The 17445-nt window shown below is 48.3% G+C and carries 19 protein-coding genes; 9 read left to right on the top strand and 10 right to left on the bottom strand.

Going from position 1 to position 17445, the window contains the following annotated elements; all coding sequences use genetic code 11:
- Positions 1-97: 97 nt before the first annotated feature.
- Both ACBZ72_07320 and ACBZ72_07315 read left to right on the top strand, forming a co-directional pair.
- On the top strand, positions 98-454 hold the full coding sequence (locus tag ACBZ72_07320) for a DUF488 domain-containing protein (protein XES75990.1): 357 nt from the start codon (positions 98-100) through the stop codon (positions 452-454).
- Positions 455-545: 91 nt separating this feature from the next.
- The gene (locus ACBZ72_07315; protein XES75989.1) at positions 546-1841 is read left to right on the top strand and encodes a sugar phosphate nucleotidyltransferase; all 1296 of its coding nucleotides are present in this window, start codon (positions 546-548) and stop codon (positions 1839-1841) included.
- 15 nt (positions 1842-1856) lie between these two features.
- Here the strand turns inward: ACBZ72_07315 and endA are convergent, their stop codons facing one another.
- The 3 genes from endA to glyS all read right to left on the bottom strand — a co-directional run bounded on the left by endA (position 1857) and on the right by glyS (position 4954).
- Positions 1857-2429 (bottom strand): tRNA-intron lyase, encoded by a 573-nt coding sequence (gene endA, locus ACBZ72_07310; GenBank protein ID XES75988.1) that lies wholly within the window; start codon positions 2427-2429, stop codon positions 1857-1859.
- A gap of 16 nt (positions 2430-2445) precedes the next feature.
- A complete protein-coding gene (locus ACBZ72_07305; GenBank protein XES75987.1) occupies positions 2446-3111 on the bottom strand; it encodes a DUF47 family protein in 666 nt (221 codons plus the stop codon).
- Positions 3112-3178: 67 nt separating this feature from the next.
- Entirely contained in the window at positions 3179-4954 is a 1776-nt protein-coding gene (glyS, locus tag ACBZ72_07300; GenBank protein XES75986.1) for a glycine--tRNA ligase, read from the bottom strand.
- A 394-nt stretch (positions 4955-5348) separates the two neighbouring features.
- Between glyS and ACBZ72_07295 the strand changes: the two genes are divergently transcribed.
- The gene (locus ACBZ72_07295) at positions 5349-5981 is read left to right on the top strand and encodes a hypothetical protein (protein ID XES75985.1); all 633 of its coding nucleotides are present in this window, start codon (positions 5349-5351) and stop codon (positions 5979-5981) included.
- Positions 5982-6055: 74 nt separating this feature from the next.
- Here the strand turns inward: ACBZ72_07295 and ACBZ72_07290 are convergent, their stop codons facing one another.
- On the bottom strand, positions 6056-6736 hold the full coding sequence (locus tag ACBZ72_07290) for a hypothetical protein (GenBank protein XES75984.1): 681 nt from the start codon (positions 6734-6736) through the stop codon (positions 6056-6058).
- Between the two features lie 79 nt (positions 6737-6815).
- Positions 6816-7076 (bottom strand): hypothetical protein, encoded by a 261-nt coding sequence (locus ACBZ72_07285; GenBank protein XES75983.1) that lies wholly within the window; start codon positions 7074-7076, stop codon positions 6816-6818.
- A 188-nt stretch (positions 7077-7264) separates the two neighbouring features.
- Here ACBZ72_07285 and ACBZ72_07280 point away from each other — a divergent pair, with 188 nt between their 5' ends.
- A complete protein-coding gene (locus ACBZ72_07280; protein ID XES75982.1) occupies positions 7265-8314 on the top strand; it encodes an inositol-3-phosphate synthase in 1050 nt (349 codons plus the stop codon).
- 3 nt (positions 8315-8317) lie between these two features.
- On the opposite strand, the gene ACBZ72_07275 is transcribed toward ACBZ72_07280, so the two are convergent.
- Positions 8318-8854: a hypothetical protein gene (locus tag ACBZ72_07275; GenBank protein ID XES75981.1), complete on the bottom strand. Its 537-nt coding sequence runs from the start codon at positions 8852-8854 to the stop codon at positions 8318-8320.
- A gap of 78 nt (positions 8855-8932) precedes the next feature.
- Entirely contained in the window at positions 8933-10039 is a 1107-nt protein-coding gene (locus ACBZ72_07270) for a bifunctional phosphoglucose/phosphomannose isomerase (GenBank protein ID XES75980.1), read from the bottom strand.
- A gap of 93 nt (positions 10040-10132) precedes the next feature.
- On the opposite strand from ACBZ72_07270, the gene ACBZ72_07265 reads away from it, so the two are divergent.
- The 4 genes from ACBZ72_07265 to ACBZ72_07250 all read left to right on the top strand — a co-directional run bounded on the left by ACBZ72_07265 (position 10133) and on the right by ACBZ72_07250 (position 13141).
- Positions 10133-10993 carry a putative RNA uridine N3 methyltransferase gene (locus ACBZ72_07265; protein XES75979.1) on the top strand — a complete coding sequence of 287 codons (861 nt, stop codon included), beginning with the start codon at positions 10133-10135 and terminating at the stop codon, positions 10991-10993.
- Between the two features lie 163 nt (positions 10994-11156).
- The gene (locus tag ACBZ72_07260; GenBank protein ID XES75978.1) at positions 11157-11444 is read left to right on the top strand and encodes a CxxC-x17-CxxC domain-containing protein; all 288 of its coding nucleotides are present in this window, start codon (positions 11157-11159) and stop codon (positions 11442-11444) included.
- A gap of 322 nt (positions 11445-11766) precedes the next feature.
- Complete coding sequence (locus ACBZ72_07255) at positions 11767-11907, top strand: CxxC-x17-CxxC domain-containing protein (protein ID XES75977.1); 141 nt, start codon at positions 11767-11769, stop codon at positions 11905-11907.
- Between the two features lie 133 nt (positions 11908-12040).
- Positions 12041-13141 carry a hypothetical protein gene (locus ACBZ72_07250; protein XES75976.1) on the top strand — a complete coding sequence of 367 codons (1101 nt, stop codon included), beginning with the start codon at positions 12041-12043 and terminating at the stop codon, positions 13139-13141.
- Positions 13142-13359: 218 nt separating this feature from the next.
- Here the strand turns inward: ACBZ72_07250 and rpl12p are convergent, their stop codons facing one another.
- From rpl12p to ACBZ72_07235, 3 genes are all read right to left on the bottom strand, one after another.
- The gene (gene rpl12p, locus ACBZ72_07245) at positions 13360-13677 is read right to left on the bottom strand and encodes a 50S ribosomal protein P1 (GenBank protein ID XES75975.1); all 318 of its coding nucleotides are present in this window, start codon (positions 13675-13677) and stop codon (positions 13360-13362) included.
- 187 nt (positions 13678-13864) lie between these two features.
- Entirely contained in the window at positions 13865-14032 is a 168-nt protein-coding gene (locus ACBZ72_07240; protein ID XES75974.1) for a hypothetical protein, read from the bottom strand.
- A gap of 8 nt (positions 14033-14040) precedes the next feature.
- Complete coding sequence (locus tag ACBZ72_07235; protein XES75973.1) at positions 14041-14595, bottom strand: hypothetical protein; 555 nt, start codon at positions 14593-14595, stop codon at positions 14041-14043.
- A 226-nt stretch (positions 14596-14821) separates the two neighbouring features.
- Between ACBZ72_07235 and ACBZ72_07230 the strand changes: the two genes are divergently transcribed.
- Positions 14822-17445 (top strand): cation-translocating P-type ATPase (locus ACBZ72_07230; protein XES75972.1); only part of this gene is annotated, 2624 nt, incomplete at its 3' end.

The following is a 17445-nucleotide window of genomic DNA, read 5'->3' as shown; positions in this document are numbered from 1 at the left end:
TTAACAGCATGGTTATAAAATTCACCATAAGAACCCTTCTGAAGGGTCAACCAAAACCTTATAAGAACTCACAGAAAGACTATGCATGGTGCTGTTTTTGCTCAAGCTAAAGCGGGTGTATGACCCGCCTACCCGTGAAGACGGTTTTCGTCTTCTTGTTGACCGTTTGTGGCCACGCGGCATGTCTAAAGAGCGAGCCAAACTTGACCTGTGGCTGAAAGAGGTTGCACCCAGCGAAGAGTTGCGGCGGTGGTTCAGTCAGGAACCCCACCGGTGGGCGGAATTTAAAAAGAAATACCAAGAGGAGCTTGCTTCAAAACGGGCTTTGCTTATCCAAATTAAGCAGCTTGAGGCGGAAAAAGGAATTGTGACCTTAGTTTATTCCTCCCGAGACCTTAAGCATAATAACGCGGTGGTTCTGAAAGCGGTTTTGGATAAACTTAGGCTCGCGTAGTATGTTTGAATGTAGTTTTGTGTTGTTTTGATGTTCAAAAAGGTTATTACATTCAAAATCAGATTACTACCAATATATAGGGTGAACTATTTTGTCGGATAACTATGCCCCTCTCTTAGGAGACAGCTACGACCCAGAAAGAGTTCGTGTCATCATTCCAGTGGGCGGAAAAGCTACCCGTTTGCTTCCTCTTACGTCAGAGACCAGCAAAGCCTGCATACGCCTATTGAACAGACCACTGGTAGAGTTTTCTTTGCTGTCCCTTGCTAATCAGGGTATACGACACTTCATATTCGGCGTAAAAGGATACACTAACTACCGCGACCTATACGATTACTTTGAGTCAGGGTATGGTTTCTCGGTCCGATACAACATCAAACCCCGCATTCACATAAAATATCAACCCAACGTTGACGACATCGGAAGCGCCGACTCAGCCCGAATAAACATGGACTACTACGACGTTAACACCCCCGTGTTTGCCGTGCAAGGCGACAACATATTTGACATAAACGTCAAAGACATCATGCAGTTTCACCGTGACAAAGGCGCCATCATGACCATTGTTCTTCGGGAAGTTGACAATGTTGAAGGTTTAGGTATTGCAGACATCGATAAGAACAGCCGCATACGCCGTTTTGTTGAGAAACCCTTGCCCAAAGATGCCCCAAGCAACCTTGCTAACACTGGTTTGTATGTGGTTTCGCCTGAAATCAAGAAGGTTTTCAAGGAAAAAGCCCTAAAAGATGTAACACGCACCAAAAACCGCCTAGATTTTGGCTACGACTTCATCCCTTACCTCACTCAGACAGAACGCCCCGTTTACGGCTACACGCTAAAAGGCAGCTGGTTTGACGTGGGTACCCCAAAAAACTATTTGGACGCCATGAAAAACCTGTTGCACGGCGGCTTTAAGATGCTTACAGACTTTGGCGGGAGGATAAGCCCCGACAAACAGATTTGGGTACAAGGCGAAAGCAACGATGCCGCAATACGCAGACAGGAAATTGTGCGTAAAATTAAGCAGGGAAAAATCGAAATCGAAGGCGCCGTTCTTATCGGTCGGCACTGCCAGATTGAGGATGGCGTGCGAATCGTGAACTCTTGTATCGACAACTTTACTCGCATTGGAAAAGGGGTTGTGGTGGAGAATTCTGCAATAATGGACCGCGCCACAATTGGTGACCATGTGGAAATTCGTGACAGCATAATCGGTAGACACACCACAGTGTCCTCAAGTTCGCATCATCCGACCAAGATTTCGGATATCGCCGTAATTGCCGACGATGTTGTCATTGAGGAAGGTAGCAGTGTGACCAAGTCAAAAATCTACCCCCATCAACACGCCCGCGGCGACTTCAATAACCAAACTTTGACGGCAAATTAGCCGTCTGTATTTATTTTATGCTTTGAACCACTTGAAAATCAGGTACTTTACTTCTTTGGTGTCGGCTTCAGGGACGGCGATGATGAAGCGTTTGCGTACCGTTGTCGCTAAGCGTCCTGCTTTGACGATTTCGGTGGCGGATATGTCTGCGTTTGCCGTTTTCACTGACACCATGTACGGGGCGTGTTCAACGCCTGGACCGTACTTGTAGACGGCGAAGTCGCAGCCGAACTTTATGCCTGGCGTGACAATTAACCCGCTTTCCCTGAGGTTGCGGTAAACGGTGTATTTTTCGTCAAATTCCTCGTAAAGCTGCTTTGCCTTCTGCTTGAGCTTTGTTAACCCAACCTTGCGTTTGGTGGGTCCCTCAAAAATTGTAACTGTGCCTTTGTCGGCTAAGTACATGCCTTCCATTAAATCCAAAATGAGGGGCACGTTGAATTCGGGGATTTTGGGTTTTGCAATGCCTAACGGTTTGCCGTAGTAGCCGTTTTTGTAGAGTTGTGAGCCTTCCTCGGGGTTCCAAACGACCAAAAAGTTTTCTAGCAATTCAACTTTGATTTTCTCAGGCTCAGACTTCTTTAGCATGCTAACCGCCTTCAGGTCACATTATGAAGGATAACAGTCTGACTGCGTCCGCAGCATCCTCAGCTTTGTCTGCTGAATTCTCCAAAAGCTGCAAGACATCCCGCAGTATGAACAACGCGGGCAAATCTAGGTTGCTGCTTAAAACTTTAATGGATAATGTGCGGTAGTATTCATCTACGATGCGTTCTGCGATTTCCACGTCTTTGGCTTTCTCCAGCGTTTTGGTTGAGCCGTAGCTGAGAACCATCATGGTTTCCCGTAGTTTAAGCACCGTTTCCAAAACGGCGTCAGAAAGCTTTTGCAGGTCTTGGCGGACGTCAGCGGGAACATTCCAGTTGTGCTCCATGAGTTGAACAAGGTAAAAGGCGATGCCTTCGGAGAAGTCGGCGATTTCGCTGGTTAAATTGGTGAACCGCAAGAAGTCTTCTCTGGCTAAAAGGATGGCGCCTATTTCGGCAAGTTCTTGGCTGACCAGTTGCCTGGCTTTGATGACTTCTTCTTCGCCTTGTTTGATTTGGCTAAAAAGCTGGTTTGCGCTTGCTTTGTCGCCGCTGGCGAAGTGTTCTGCCATTTGGGGGATTTTTCGAGTTACCTCCAGCACCTTGCGTAAGTTGTCTTGGCAGGCTGTTAAGGCTCGACGTTTCACACGCTCTTCTGTTTCAGCTGGAAGTACCACTTTCATTTCCCGTCCATATTCAACACTGATTTTTCTAAACCATAGTGCGTGGGTACATTAAAAAAGATAGCTCTCAGCATTCCAGTAAAACGCCTAATTCTTCAAATTTTGTTTTTCCCTGGAAATAGTGTTGAAGTAGCTGGGGTAAATTTTTGATTTCGCTGCGGACTTGTTGCCACGAGTCGCGGTCACGTATCGTCACTGTGCCTTCACTGAGCGTTTCGTAGTCTATGGTTATGCCTAACTGGATGCCAGCTTCGTCGGCGCGTGCGTAACGTCGACCGATGGAGCCTGCTTCGTCAAACTCCACCATGAAACCTGCTTGCACCAGTTGCTTTTGGATTTCTTGAGCTTTTTCCGCTAAGCCGTCTTTGCTCATCAAAGGATAAACTCCGATTTGCAAAGGTGCTATGCTTTTGGGGAAACCCATGACTACGCGGTCCTCTTTTAGTCCATAGGCGTATTCTAATGCAACGTAGAAGAGGCGGTCGGAGCCGAAACTCGGTTCCACCACATGCGGAATGAACCGTTTGCCGCGCACAACCTCTTTCTGCTTGGCTATTTGCACATGTTCTGGAAGCACCTTAAAGCCGTCAGTGATGAAGAAGCCGTCTTTTTCCAGCGCCGCGGAAACTGCTTCGGGGTCGGCTTTGGAGAGGAGCTCGCAGACTTTGGCGGCGTCTTTCTTGAATGCAGGACCCATCTTCGCCATTACCGGTTTAACCACGCACTTTTCGGTTTCCATGGGGGTGGGATATTCTTTGAAGACCTGCAGGTCTACGCCGCTGGCTTTCATGTGGCAGCCTAAGTCAAAGTCCGTGCGGTAAGCGTGCCCTGAAACTTCTGTCCAGCCGTAGCGGTCTAAAAGCACTTCTTGGTCAAAGCTTTGGCTGCTGTAGTGGGCTTTTTCCCAGGGCAGTTTCTCAATGAACCTTTGCCGCTCGGCGGGAACCCCAATTTCCGTAAGCAAACGCTTTGCCAACGCCATGAAGAAGGCTTGCCATTCGCTACGGATGATGCCTTTGTCAAGGGCTTCTCTGACGGTGAAGTTGGTTACGTCTTCGCAGTTTTTTTCTCGTTTATCACAAACCAGAATGGGCAAAACCTCTTTTTCCACATCCTTTAGCGGGCGGCAGCAGGGTTCTTCAGGGTCAAAGAAGAACTCCAAGTCGCAGATGGTGAATTCCCGCAGCCTAAGCAGGCCTTGTCTTGGGGATATTTCGTTGCGTAGTGCATGGCCGATTTGGATGACGCCGAAGGGGAGTTTTTCGCGTGCCGCGGAGTAGAGGCGGTTAAACTCTACAAATATGCCTTGTGCGGCTTCGGGTCTGCCGTACCCGGTGGCGCCTGAGTAGGGGCCGATGGTGGTTTCGAACATTGTGAGGAACTGTTTGGGTGGTCCAAAGCTTCCGCCGCAGTCGGGGCAGGTTATGCCGTTTTGCTCCAGCGCCGCTTGCACTTCGTCCAGCGTCATTTTTTCGGCTTGCACCGAAGTGATTTGGGTGTTTTCCTCTAGTAGGTGGTCGGCGCGGAAGCGTTTGTTGCATTTGAGGCATTCCACCATGGGTTCTTTGAAGTGGTCTACGTGTCCTGAGGCTTCGAACACTTTGCCGGGGGTGATTACGCTGGACTCCATTTCTAGGATGCCTGTTTGTTTGACGAAGAGTTCGCGGAGTTTGTTTTCGATGTTTTGCTTAAGGCGGGTGCCCAATGGGCCGTAGGTGACGAATCCGCCTGCTCCGCCGTAAATCTCGTAACTGTTCCAGTAAAAGCCGCGTCTGCGGGCTAACTCGTTGATGGCTGTGAACTTGTCACAGACTGTTTTGTCGCATTTGACGTTGTCGCTCAATTTCAGCCAACCTTTTCATTGCTTAACCGCGAGTCGGAAATTAAAGTTTACTAGTGCTTTTGTCGTTGATTTTGTCCTGATTGGTCGGTTGTTGAGGTAGGTCAGCTACGTTTCTGGTAGACCCCTTCCCCTCCCGTTTTTCCTGCCGAAGCCTCCGCCTCGACCTACCCCTCTATAGGTTCTGCAATGAATTGTTATTTGGATGCTAATAGGCGGCAAATAGGTTCATGTTTTTGTTGCAGACAGAACGTTTGGGTGTGCAGGTTTTTGACACAAGAAACTTTTACAAACAGGCTTTTAGGTTAATCCTAACTTTATAGAAAGCATGAGCACTTGGGTAAGAATAATCGCATCAGTGCTTGTAACAATCTTTGTCATGGGACTTTATTCATCCGTGGCTAATGCCCAAGTAACCCATTTCTACGGAAGAGGATACTATGGAACGAATTCTAGTCTGAACTACTGCTCCTTCTACATAACAATGAACAGTCCCAATGACAAAACAGGTTACATTGATACACTGCCTCTAAACTTCAACATAACCTGGACAGAGTATCCAAGATTCCCCTTCTTCGATATCCCTCGAGCATTGAATGGATACTACGCTTACAGCATAGACGATGGACCATTCGTAGAAGTTACGCCCAATCAATCGGCTACTGACGTCTTTTATCAAAGACCCGAAAACAATTTTACCATTAATCCATCCTTTTCATATTCAGTGAACATTTCCCACTTGGAGAAGGGTTATCACGAAATCACAATAAACGCAAGCTTATACCATTCAACTGTGTATCCTCCCGACCACCTGTTCTTCAACATAACAACATCTCCCTACACCTTCATAGTTGAAGAATCAACCACCACCCCAACCCAACAATCAGCAATAGAACCTAACTCTTCACCTACGATTCCAGAATTCCCTCAAACGGCCCTCACAGCAGTATTCCTTGCCATACCCATCTTGCTTGGCGCTATACTTTCACGAGAAAGCAGAGGTTCCAGCATCAAAACTGAAAAGACCTAGTTTTAAGACTTAACCATGGGGGTAGCCTACCTTTCTCCCAAACCCCTGTCTACGTGTTTTTTGGGTGGTTCGTTTTAGCTTAGGTATTTTGTGTTGATGCGTGGAATTTGTGCAAGCTCGGGTTTAGCTAAGCATTCTAGAAATCGGAAGCCTTCGGTGGGGTGGAAGAGTTGGGCTGAAGGGCAGTTTCTTGTTATCCACGCGGTGTCCAAACCTATTTCTGTGCCTGCGCACGCCAAAACCCTCTTTTGCTCCGGTATTATCCCTGCGTCAGTTGCCATCAGCACCGTTTCCAAACAAACAAGCGTTCCCGTGGAAATCAGCTCCAGCGTCTTTGCCATCACATCCAATGCCGTTGTCTTTTGCAGGTGCATTCTCATGGAGAAGCTGGGGCCAAAAAGCGGGATGGTTCCTTGGACAATCTGCACGCCAAGTTGCTGCAGTTTAATTTTGTTCTCGGGCGTCAAGTACATGGGGACCTTTTCCAACCCTTTCCTTATCCATTCGTCCCGTTGGTCTTTTAGCTCGGGAATTTCCGCAAACAAATCCTCTCTCATTTCTTTGACTTGCCAGTACATGCCTTGCGGGCAAGTGACGCAGACTACTTCTTTGCCCTTAATTTTCTGGGCAACTTTTAGGACGCTGCTTCCTGTGATGGACGCCACCACGATGCAGTCAACCCTCCCCGCAGCGGCTGCCGCGATTTCTGCAACCGCATCGGTGTTGACTGGTCCAGGTTTTTTGAAAACCTTCATTTCAGTTTCCCCACCTTGAGAAAGTATGCGTGTGCAAGTATATAACAAACTTTGTTAGCAGTAAACTCTTGAACCCTGATTAATTTTGGTTTTTGCGTCGCAACGCTGAGATTACTGCAGCCAGCACGATGGCGGTGAATATGGCGGCGATTACGTAGTAGATTGGGTCTGGGGCATCTGATTCTGACGGTTGGGGTGTAGCTGTGGGGGTTGGCGTGGTTGAATCTGTTATTTGTCCATCTACTTCTGTGGGAATTGCTGCGTTCACCGTTAAAGCAGCCACAAAAAGCGTTGAGAGGCACAGCAGGCATGTGACTATTATTGCGGTTTTCTGCTTCATCTTTTTTCGCCTTAACGTCTTTCCTTAAGAAGGTTTTAGCCTGTTATAAATAGTTTCAACCAAACTTGTTCAGATTTAACCCTAACCTTCCCTGTGAACTGCGCGTCTGCCCGTTCTTTTGCTCGGAGTTTTGCAGCGTAGCCTTTTATAGGCAAACGTGAATAAGAAAACCCCGAAGGTGGCGAAGAATGCCCAAAACTAAAGTTGCATTAATCGGCGTAGGAAACTGCGCTTCAGCCTTAATCCAAGGACTCCAATATTACAGCAAAACAGGCATGAATGGGCTGCGAAACCCCAGCTTAGGCGGCTTAACACCAACCGACATAGAAGTCGTCGCGGCATTTGACGTAGACGAACGCAAAGTCGGCAAAGACCTCGCCCAAGCCCTGTTTGCCCCACCAAACAACACCCCCAAAGCAGCCGAAGTCCCCTCCACGGGCGTAACCGTGCAGAAAGGTCCCCTGTTGGACGGCGTGGGCGACTCAGCCAAAACAGTCGTCGAATTAAGCAGCGCCCCCGACTGCGATGTTGCCTCCGTTTTGAAGCAAGCAGGCGCAGAAATCGCGGTTAACCTGCTGCCCAGCGGCGCAGCCAAAGCCTCCGAATTCTACGCTGAGCAAGCTATCGCGGCAGGATGCGGCTTCATAAACGTCACCCCCAACTTCATCGCCAGCAACTCCTCGTGGGCTAACCGGTTTGAGGAGGCGGGTTTGCCCCTTGTGGGCGACGACCTTGTGGACCAAGTGGGCTCCACCGCCTTGCACAAGACCCTGCTGCAGTTGCTGAGCAAAAACGGCGTAAAAATCGACGAAACCTACCAGTTAGATGTGGGCGGCGGAACCGAATCCCTTGACACCATGGAACGCACACGCGACGTGAAACGCAACATCAAAACTGAAGCCGTTGCTTCTTCGTTGCCCTACAAGACTGAGGTTGTGGCTGGCAGCACGGACTACGTGGATTTCTTGCAGAACAAACGGGACAGTTACTTCTGGATAAGCGGGTCATACTTCTGCGGTGCCCCCATGCGCATAGACCTCAAATTCAGCACCGTTGACGCCCCCAACGCTGGCAGCGTCCTCTTGGATGTTGTCCGAGCAGTCAAGCTGGCGTTGAACAAGAAACAGAAAGGCCCTGTGGAAGCGGTCTGCGCTTATGGGTTTAAGCATCCGCCCAAGCTTTTGGCGTTGGAAGCTGCTGAAGAAGTCTTCCAGCAATTCATCGCTCAAAACGCTTAACTGCTAAAGCAGCAGCATCAAAAGAAAGAACCCGCCCGTGTAAGACAAGGGCACCGCAGCCAGCAACACAAACGCGGCTGTCCTCAATTTTTTGTTTCCGAAAATAACACCTGTTTCTGTTTTTGTCCGCAGATACTTCCCCGCGGAAGCATACATTAGTAGGCTGGGGGCAAGAATCAAGCCGAAGTATAGCCAGAAAAACGGTTCGCCTCTTCCAACGCTTAACCCTATGCCTGAACCAAAAAACACCGCCAAATAAGCGGCGTATGCCAAGCTGACGCTGACAAATGCCAAAAGAGGCAAAAGGTAACTTTCGATTTTTCTTTTAGGCGCCGAAGACTGCACCAGCCCCAGAACAACGCTTGCTAATCCCCAGACGCCGACTATGGGTGCAAAAAGCCACCCCACCCCGAAGTAGTCTACATCTCTGGGTTGAGCCTGAAGGGGAATCCGCGTTGGAAACAAAACAACCGCTATTGCGACAAGTGCAATTCCTAAATACAGAAACAAGCGGGAACTCGAAATGTGACTCCCACGCATGGTTTCCATCCAACTCACATTTCTATTCACGCTTCAGCGGTTAAGCTTTTCCAAAGCCTAAACCTGCGGCTGCGGCGACTATTTTGCGAACTTTTCCAGTTCCTGAAGGATTTTTTGTTTTACGCCGTTTTGCTCGATTTTTTCCTTCATCACCGTAACCGTGTCCACTGGAGTGGGATCCACGTTGCGAAGCATAGCAAGGTAGATGCTGGTGAAGTCACCCACCAGAATGGTGCTGAGCATCTTGGCAAGGCAGCTTTCTCCCTGCGCCCAAACCTCAAACATCTTCTGCATCGAAGGCTGCATCAAAGCTTTGGTGGTTTCGATGCGGCTAGTAATCTCAACTGGCTCGGCTTTGTCACGCAGAAAAACCACCCCAAAGTTTTTGGCGAGTTCTTTGGCGCCTTCCCAACCCATAGTCTCGTTGTGATTTAGTTCGCTAAAGCTTTCACATTTGGCGGGCATCTTAGCATTTTCGTTAATTTGCTGTTTGTAGCGTAACGATGCGCCACGATAGATGCCAAACCCATAAACCACTGGGGTGACGCCATTCAGGTTCAATGCCAATGTCTTGGCAAAGTTGTTGCTGGCGGGTTTGCTTGGTTCATTCTCGGCACTTATTTTTTCCAAAAGCGATACGGTCTCTGTGAACTCTGCAGAAAAATCGGGTATCATACCCAGCTTTTCCATGCATGACAGCAGAGGCATGAACATGTGAGGCATAGCGGAACGCGGCGGCATATCTGCACGCACCTGCAGATGGGGCACGTTAAGTTTCTGGGCGTATTTGATGAGTTTGCCGCCTGAACTCACACAGAAAACCATGCATCCCCGGCGGAGGGCATCCACAAAGCTGCTGAGCGTTTCCTCGGTGTCGCCCGAGTAACTCGCCAAAACCACGAGGCTTTTCTCGTCTGCATACGCGGGCAGGTGATATTCACGGCTGATTTCTATAGGCACCTTGATGGTGGCGCGCGTGTAATCTTTGAGCAGTTCGCCGCCTATTGCGGAGCCGCCCATACCCGCCAAAATCACGTTTTCAGGCGTTGGATAATCCGGTTTTATTTTTGCTGCGTTCGCGGCTGATTCCCTGTAGTGGCTGGCGGCTTTAACGTAGAAGTCGACCGCGTTTTGTTTGTCGATCTTCTGCATACCTGCCAAATCGTCAAGAATCGAACTTGTCAACGGTATCTCCACGAACACAATCTCTGTAGATTTATATTTGGTTTTTGAATCTATAATCTGGACGTCTGCTTCGCTCAGATGTACGTGATAAACATGGCAAAGCATCGGTTGGCTGTAGCAATTCCCGCCTCATTTATAGCCGACACACCGCACCTGCGCGAAAAAACCTCCAAAATCGGCTTCATCGGACGCGCCGCCGCGATATTCCGCGTGGACGAAATCATCGTTTACGTTGACGACCTCAAAGCCAATCAGAGCCGTGACTTGGACCTGATTGCGCTTTTGCTGCGTTACATGGAGACGCCCCAGTATCTGCGCAAGCGCCTTTTTGGGTTGCAACCTGAATTGCAGTACGCGGGGATTTTGCCGCCTTTACGTACGCCGCATCATCCGCTACAAAGTAAGCTTCGTGATTTGCGGATGGGTGAGTTTCGTGAAGGCGTGGCTGTTTCCAAATCAAAAGCGGGCACCTTGGTGGACATCGGCGTGGAAAAACTGGTTTTGCTTCCAAACGTGCAGGCTGCCCTTGACAAACGTTTAACTGTGCAGGTCATCAAAACGGTTGCTCCCGTGGAGGTTCAAGTTGCTGACCGTGAAGCAGCGCCTGACTACTGGGGTTACACAGTTTCAGTGGTGAAGGGTGGTCTTGTTGAGTTACTTAAACGAAGAAAATTCGACCTAACTCTGGGCACCTCCAAGTTTGCAACTCGGCTTCAAGACGCCGCCGCGCGGCTTCATGTGAGTTGGAAAAAAGCCCAAAGCATCCTTGTTCTGTTCGGAGCCCCCTCAAAGGGGCTGCATGAAATTGCGCGTGATGAAGGCGTAAACTTGAATGACTTGGTGAATTATGTTTTAAACACGGTGCCTGGGCAGGGAACCGAAACGGTGCGGACTGAAGAAGCATTTTTGGCGACGTTGGCTGTGCTGAATGTGCAGTTTGTAGAATCTGCATGATTTTGGCTGTTTTGGAGAGCTAGTTTGATTGTGCTTTTGTTCAATGCATGAGGTTTTTTGTTGAACAGGATGATAACCTTTAAGTTTGCCGCGTCTTCTCTGCTGGGATGATAATTGAAATAATTGCTTTTCAATTACCTGTCAATTTAATCGAGGTGAAAAGATGTCGCAGAAAACAATGTTTGAAGCAAAATGCACTGACTGTGGAAAAATTGCGTTGGTTCCATTCAAGCCGACTGAAGGCAAGCCTGTTTACTGTAAGGAATGTTTCTCTAAGCACAGCAAGAAACCCGCAAACACGAACCGTCCGCCACGCAAGAACGATTCAGCTCCCGCTCCAACTCCAATTGTCATCGGCAAAGAAGGTTGGGCAAGGCGACGGGATACCGGGTTTGCACGTAAAGAGGCTGAGTCCGCTGGGGCTTTCCACAAGTTTACTCCAGCACCATAAAAAAGGGTGTTTCTTCGCTGATGCATCATGTCCCAGGTGGGGTCTATCGGTCTCAGAGAGGGGTTTTGTGTTTGTGATGCCATCAGCGGTAATTCCCTTTTTCGCTGATTGCCTGAATGTGCGAAGGTTTTTTGGCTGATATTTTCTCAAAAATAATTCTGAAGCGGTTTTAGGTTTACTCTTGCTTTATCTTTGCTTGGAACGGCTCAAATTCTATAGAACATCTGTTCAGCTGTATGGATAAGTTTAAACCTGAGCTTGCACGTATTGGGTTGTGCAAAAAAATAAGTTTGCACCAAACGTAACAGGAAGTGAAAAAGTAATGTCATATCCAAGAGAGATGCACAAGGCGACTTGTTCTGACTGTGGGAAGGAATGTGAGGTTCCTTTTAAGCCTGATGGTAGTAGGCCAGTTTACTGTCGTGAGTGCTACGCTAAACGAAGACCACCACGGAGATATTAAGCTAATTAGCTAACATCTTACTTCGTTAATCCTCTATTTCGTCTTTATTTTTTACATTTCTGCATCGTGTTGACATGTCAATGTGTTTTTGATTTGAGTAAGGATTAAATGTCTGTTGGCGAGTTTGACTTCTATGAACTTTGATATCTTAATGCCCACAATACTGTTCATAGTAACATTTGTAGCCATGACCCTTGGAAGCAAAGCAGAAAAGAAGCTGAAAGCCACCGTTGAAGAACGCGAATTTAAAAACAGTGACTCTGCTTTGCTTGTCATAATGATTGGTGTTGCCGTCTCTATCATGGTGTTTATACCTAGCATGGCTATTTTAGCGCTTTTCCTGTTCAGCTACAGTTCACTCTTGTTCATGGTCACCTACGCCTTCTCCGACTTAAGACCGCATTTTACGGCGCTTTACTGTTTAGGCTTTGTCGTCGCCAGCGTTTTAGCAATCGTCGCAGCTTTTCTGGGCGTGATGCCTGCAGACCTGAAATTCTTTGGCATCCTCGCGTTCACCTGTTTGGCTGCAACTGCACTTTTTGCTTTAATATACTCCCGAATTTCCCCCAGTAAAGGTCAACGTTGGTATCTGGCTGCACTGCCGCCGGTGCTGTTTCTGATGCTTTTTGCCTTCTTCAGCTCCACTAGTTTGTGGTTCCCTTACTTGCTGGATGTTTACGGCATAACCTTCGCTATACTCATCGTGATTTACCTAAGCAGCCTGTTCAACTGGAAAACCACCTTCATTTTTGCAGGTCTTCTCACAGGCATGGATATCATTCTAGTCTGGGTCACCCAAACCATGGTGGTTGCAGCCCAGCACATCTCAGGGCTTGGTCTCCCCGTTTTGGTGGCGTTTCCCACAATTCCCCTTGTATTCTTAGAGGGAGGCATCCGAATTACCCAGTTAGGTTTAGGCGACTTCTTTTTCGCGGGGGTACTGGCTAGTCAGACGATGAAGAAGTACAACAGAAAAACCGCAGTCATTTCGCTGTTACTAATGGCGTTTTCTTTTGGCTTGTTTGAGCTTATACTGCTCAATCCAGAGTTAACTGCTGCTCTTCCTGTTCCCGCGTTACCCGCGACGTTGCCTATTCTGCTGGGCTGGTTGCCCGTAGTTTTAGTAAAGATGGCTCTTGAGCGAGGCAAAACTCCAAAAATCGAACCCGCTGCGCCTGTGCCCGAGCCTCAACCAGCACAACCAGAAAACTCCTCTATCCCACCAACTGCCTAAATTTCCTTTTTTACGCCACTTCCCCTTTTTAGTTGCCAGTTTGTAACTGAGTTCAGGTTTTGCTGTTTGTCTGCTTTTCACCTGTGTACATTGAAAAATGTGGCTGTTACTGAAAAATTAAGCCTACTGCTGACCACTTCAAGAACCTTTTTTGATTAACGAAAATAACTAATTTTCTTGGGTGTGAAAAAGAAATTTAAAAATGGAAAGGTTGGCGTTTAACCGAATAGAGCGCCTAATCCTTCAAGTGCTGCTTCTTCTTTGGCTTTCTCGTCTTCAGCTTTCTTCTTCTCTTCCTTTGGAGCGGCTGGTTTTGATTCTGCTGCTGGTGCTGCTGCAACTGGAGCCGCGGCCATCATGGTTGGTGCTGCTTTGATTGCCTCGTCAATGTTAACCTCAGAGAGTGAAGCAACAAGGGCTTTAACTTGGACTGCGTCAATGGTGACGCCTGCGGCGTTTAGAACTGCAGTAACGGTTTCTTCGTTTATTTCTTTACCTGCCTTATGAAGGAGCATTGCTGCGTATATGTTTTCCATATCTTTTCACCTCTCTATTCGAGTATTTTAACCTTTTCAGTTCGCACAAACCGCCTATTTCCAGAATAAGGCATGTCTTATGCTTAACTGTGAATTGGATGCTGTTGCCGTTAGGAGAAAGACCTATTCACTTAAGAACCTTTCGACCCAACTGAAAAAATGCGCAAGGTTTCCAAATAAAAGTGGGTTATGGAGGGTTTTTCCAAACAGGCGTGATTTCCCAAGACCCCAAAACGCCTTCGTGGAATATGTTGACCCTCACATTAACTTCCTCTGCAGTACCCACCATTGAAAGCTGCACTGAGCTGCTCTCGCCTGGACCACTGCCAAACGTGCCCGAGAACGGAACGGTCATGTTAATCGCTAACTCCCCCGCCACGGTATATGCAACCACTGCAAACCTGCATCGTACGCCATTCCGCCACCCGTGTTTATGACCGAACCAGATATGTAGAGGTGATGCGGTGTTGAATTCAAAATCTCATTAGCCCCCAAAGCCGTAACTATATTTGCCGACCTTAACCGGGTAATTTGACCGCCCAGATTTGAAACTTGGCTATTCAAGTTGTTCACTTCATCAGCCAAACTTCGAATTTGACTGTTTAAGCCGTCAATATATCTGTCTTTGTTTGCCATCTCTGAGTCTCTTTGGGCTGCTTGGTTTTTCAGATCTTCAATCACTCCGTTAAGACGCACGATTTCGCTGTTTAGTGCAGAGACCTCGTTTTGCAAGGTTTCCTTTTGGTTTTGAAGGTCCGAAATCTGGGACTGTGTCGAGATTGCTTGCATGTTCAAGGAGGAAATTTGAGACTCTTTGTCTGCAACCAGTGGGTTATAGTATGCGATGCTTGCTACGTTGGCTATCACCAAAACGGCACATACTCCTACAAGCGCTAAGGCTTGTATGTTTTTGGTCATGTTTTCGCCTTCTGATTGTACTGATAGTTTTATCATTTTCACATATAAGACTTAAGCAGCAATCTTACACTCCCTGAAATAAAGTAGCTTATCCTTCATCCAAACACTTCTCCTCAGGGGATTTTTTAAACACAAACGGCAAACTCAAAATTAAATCAGGACGGTTTTTTCAGAAAAAGCTATAGGGGCTGAGGTGAACGTTTAGCTGAAACTGGGGTTGTAACTAGTGAAGCTTTGGCACTCATTAAAGCCTGAAGAAGCGATGGAAGAACTCAAAACCGGCGAAAACGGTTTAGATTCAACCGAAGCCCAAACCCGCCTATCCACATACGGCCTTAACGAGTTAAAAAAAGCAAAAGGCAAATCCCCAATCAAACTGTTCTTAGGCCAATTCACCGATGTGCTGATGATAATTCTGCTTGTCGCCACCGGGCTCTCAATAGTCATCGGCGAAACCGTCGACGCAATCATCATCTTAATCATAGTCATAGCCAGCGCAACTCTGGGCTTCACACAAGAATACCGCAGCGAAAAAGCCGTGGAAGCCCTAAAGAAAATGACTGCCCCAACGGCTCTTGTCATAAGAGGAGGCAAAGAAGTCAAAATTCCCGCCAACCAGCTTGTCCCCGGCGACATTTTGCTGCTCTATACGGGAGACAAAATCCCTGCGGATTCACGATTAATCGAAGCACATAACCTCAAGGTGGAAGAAGCAGCATTAACCGGCGAATCTGCCGCAGTCGATAAATCGGTGGCGCCTCTTCCCGAAAACGCACAACTCAACGACCGCCGCAACATGGTCTACACTGGAACCATCGTCGCTTTTGGCAGAGCCAAAGCCGTCGTCACCTCGACAGGCATGGATACTGAATTTGGCAAAATCGCCCAGATGGTTCAAACAACCACAACCGAGCAGACACCGCTGGAGCGTCGCTTGGCTTCAGTGGGTAAATGGATCGGCATCCTTGCCATCACCGTCTGTGTAGGTGTTGCTACAGTTGGCATTGTGGTTGAGCAACGCCCTGTGTTGGACATGGTTTTGTGGGCGGTCAGCCTCGCCGTAGCCGCAGTGCCCGAAGCGCTGCCCGCCATCGTGACGGGAGCCTTAGCCATTGGCATGTACCGCATGGCGAAAGTCAACACCGTCGTAAAGCGGTTGCCCGCTGTAGAAACCTTAGGCTGTACCAGCGTCATCTGCAGCGACAAAACTGGTACCATGACTAAAGGCGAAATGACCGTCCAACGCATTTACACTAACAACACCGCCGTCAAAGTCACTGGCATCGGGTATGCACCGGAAGGCACTTTTGAAATCGAAAACAAACAAGTAACCCCCGACGTACAACTCAAAAAACTCCTAAAAATCGCCACCCTCTGCAACGACTCTGCCCTTGAAAAAGATGAGCAAACCCCGAAATGGACCGTGAAAGGCGATCCCACTGAAGGTGCCCTCATCGTTACCGCTGCAAAAGCTGGTTTATCTAAGCAGGAACTTGACCAGCAAGAACCCCGCATCGCAGAAGTTCCCTTCAGCAGCGAACGCAAACGCATGACCACCATCCACACGGCAGGAAACCAAAAATTCGCCTACATGAAGGGCGCACCTGAAATTGTGCTGGATAAATGCACCCAGATTCTGCTAGATGGTAAAGTCGTCAAACTAACCGAAGAGCAACGTGCCGACCTGCGAAAAGTCACTGAAGCTATGGCGCTTCAGGCATTGCGAAACTTGGGTTTTGCCTACAAAGAGCTGCCAAAAGGCGCGGCTGAATTTGATGAATCCATCGAGCAAGGCTTCATCTTTGTGGGGATTATGGGTATGATTGACCCGCCCCGCAACGAAGTCAAAGACGCCATCGCCATCTGCAGAAAAGCAGGCATCCGAGTAGTCATGATAACAGGCGACCATAAACTAACCGCCACAGCAGTCGCCAAAGAACTCAACCTACTGGGTGAAGGCAGCACTGAAGGCAAAGTCCTCACCGGCACCGAACTTGAAAAAATGAGCGACCAACAACTCTTCGACGTAGTCGAAAACGTGGTTATCTATGCTCGGGTTGCGCCTGAACATAAAATGCGCATCGTCCAAGCATGGAAGCAACGGGACCAAGTTGTGGCTATGACTGGTGATGGCGTTAATGATGCTCCGGCGCTTAAGAAAGCAGACATTGGCATTGCTATGGGTATCACTGGTACGGAAGTTAGCAAGGAGGCTGCTTCTATGGTTTTGGCGGATGATAATTTTGCTAGCATCGTCAAAGCAGTCAAGGAGGGTAGGGAAATTTATGATAACATCAAAAAATACCTCACTTACTTGCTGCAGTGCAACATCATGGAAATCCTAGTCATGTTCATCGCCGTCGTCCTGGTTCCAACCCTGGCCGCAACGTTTACTCCAGGCTCTGACCCTGCCACAGTCAGCAGTGCCGCTATAGCGTTAACTGCAGTGCAGCTGCTTTGGATGAACCTAGTCACCGACGGCTTACCCGCCATCGCATTAGGCGTAGACCCCGGCGACCCCGACCTCATGGAACGCAAACCCCGCAAACCCAAAGAAAGCATATTCACACGCGACATCAAAACCTTCCTAGTCGCATCCCCAGCACTCACCTCAACACTACTCCTCTTAGCGTACTTTATGCATCAACCCTGGGTCAGCGAATACAACCTCCTAGAAGCCCGCACCCAACTCCTAACCGCCATGATCCTAATCGAACTCGCCATCGCACTCTCCTCACGTTCCTACAAATACCCCGTCTTCAAAGTCGGCATATTCAAAAACAAATACCTCTGGTACGCAATACTCTCCTCCTTCGCCCTACAACTATTCATACTCTACACCCCAGGCAT

It is taken from the genome of Candidatus Bathyarchaeia archaeon, from assembly GCA_041447175.1.
Lineage (GTDB): Archaea > Thermoproteota > Bathyarchaeia > Bathyarchaeales > Bathycorpusculaceae > JADGNF01.
This window is presented reverse-complemented; position numbering and strand designations above follow the sequence as displayed.